General features: G+C 71.9%; 1 protein-coding gene and 1 pseudogene. Both read left to right on the top strand.

All coding sequences use genetic code 11. The annotated features are described in order from the left end of the window. Positions 1-298 (top strand): annotated as a pseudogene (locus tag ACNPM4_RS14280) (amidohydrolase family protein); the annotation flags it as partial. A gap of 1 nt (position 299) precedes the next feature. After that, positions 300-1,538, top strand: a complete 1,239-nt coding sequence (locus tag ACNPM4_RS14275; protein ID WP_448986090.1) for a kynureninase — start codon at positions 300-302, stop codon at positions 1,536-1,538. The last annotated feature ends 134 nt before the right edge of the window (positions 1,539-1,672 follow it).

The raw sequence follows: 1,672 nt of genomic DNA, 5'->3' as shown, positions 1-1,672 counted from the left end.
CCACGACGACCCCGAGCGCGAGATCGCCATCGACAACGTCCGCCGTTTCCACGCGGCGGGTGGCACCGTGCTCTACGGCACCGATCTGGGCAACGGACCGATGCCGGTCGACCTGAATCCGCACGAGATCGCCGCCCTCCGCGAGGCCGGGCTCGACGACGCCACCCTCTGGCGAGCGCTCTCCCCGGTCGACCCGCTCGACCCCGCCTCGAATCTCCTGCTCCTCCCCGGGGGCACCCCGGCGGCCGCCGACCCGCTCGACGCCCGCCCCCTCACCCCCGCCGACCTGAAGGTGTGACATGACCGACCCCCGCGACACCGACCTGCTCGACGCCGCCCGTGCCCTCGACGCCGCCGATCCGCTGCGCGCCCACCTCGACGCGTTCGCCGAGGCTCCGGGCGTCACGGCCTACCTCGACGGCAACTCGCTCGGCCGCCCGCTGCGCGACATCCCGGAGAAGCTCGCCGCGTTCGTGCGCGAGGACTGGGGCACGCGGCTCATCCGCTCGTGGGACGAGCAGTGGATGGCACTGCCGATGGAGCTCGGCGACCGCATCGGTCAGGTCGCGCTCGGCGCAGCCGCCGGACAGACCGTCGTGGCCGACTCGACGAGCGTGCTGATCTACAAGCTCATGCGCGCCGCCGCAGCAGCAGACCCTGACCGCACCGAGCTCGTGATCGAGGCCGGGAACTTCCCCACCGACCGTTTCCTCGCCGAGGGCGTCGCCGCCGAGACGGGCATGACCCTGCGCTGGCTCGAACCCGATCCCGTGCACGGGGTGACCGTCGCCGACGTCGAGGCCGTCGTGTCGGAACGCACCGCCCTGGTCTCGCTGAGCCACGTCGACTACCGCTCCGGTGCCCTGGTGGACATGCCCGGCATCACGGCGGCGGTGCACGACGCGGGCGCGCTCATGATGTGGGACCTCTGCCATTCGGCCGGGGTGATCCCGATGCAGCTCGACGAGTGGAGCGTCGACATGGCCGTCGGCTGCACCTACAAGTACCTCAACGGCGGGCCCGGCTCCCCCGCCTTCGCCTACCTGCGCCACGGACTGCAGGGCGTGCTGCGTCAGCCGATCCAGGGCTGGTGGAGCGCCGCCGACATCTTCGCCATGGGCCCGGAGTACGTGCCGTCGGGAGACATCCGTCAGCTGCTGAGCGGCACCCCGCCGGTGACGTCGATGCTCGCGATGCAGGGGATGCTCGACCTCATCGAGCAGTCCACGATCGCCGGTGTCCGGGCAAAGTCGCAGTCGCTGACCGACCTCGCGGTGCGCGCGTACGACGAGGTGCTCGCACCTCTCGGCGTGCGGCTGCTGAGCCCGCGCGACGCTGATCTCCGGGGCGGCCACGTGACGATCGGCCACCCGGACTTCCGTGACGTGACGCGACGGCTGTGGGCCGACGGCATCATCCCCGACTTCCGCTTCCCCGACGGCATCCGCCTCGGGCTCTCCCCGCTGAGCACCTCGCACGCCGAGACGATCACCGGGGTCCTGGCCGTGCGCGATGTCCTGGAGTCCGGTGACTTCTGACCTCGCCGCCGCGCCCGTGCTCGACGACATCGATGCACGCCCCGGCAGTACCGCCTCGCTGCTGCGGACACTCGTCGGAGTGTTCCTGCGCCCGCTCGGCGGCTGGATCTCGGCGGCCGACCTCGTCGCGGGGG

Source organism: Microbacterium umsixpiens, assembly GCF_053543675.1.
The sequence above is the reverse complement of the archived record's forward strand: the minus strand, read 5'-3'. Positions and strand labels throughout refer to the sequence as shown.

What these genes read in the sequence shown, in the direction of transcription:
- ACNPM4_RS14275 (WP_448986090.1), top strand. Translation starts at nt 300, where the DNA reads ATGACCGACCCCCGCGACACCGACCTGCTCGACGCCGCCCGTGCCCTC.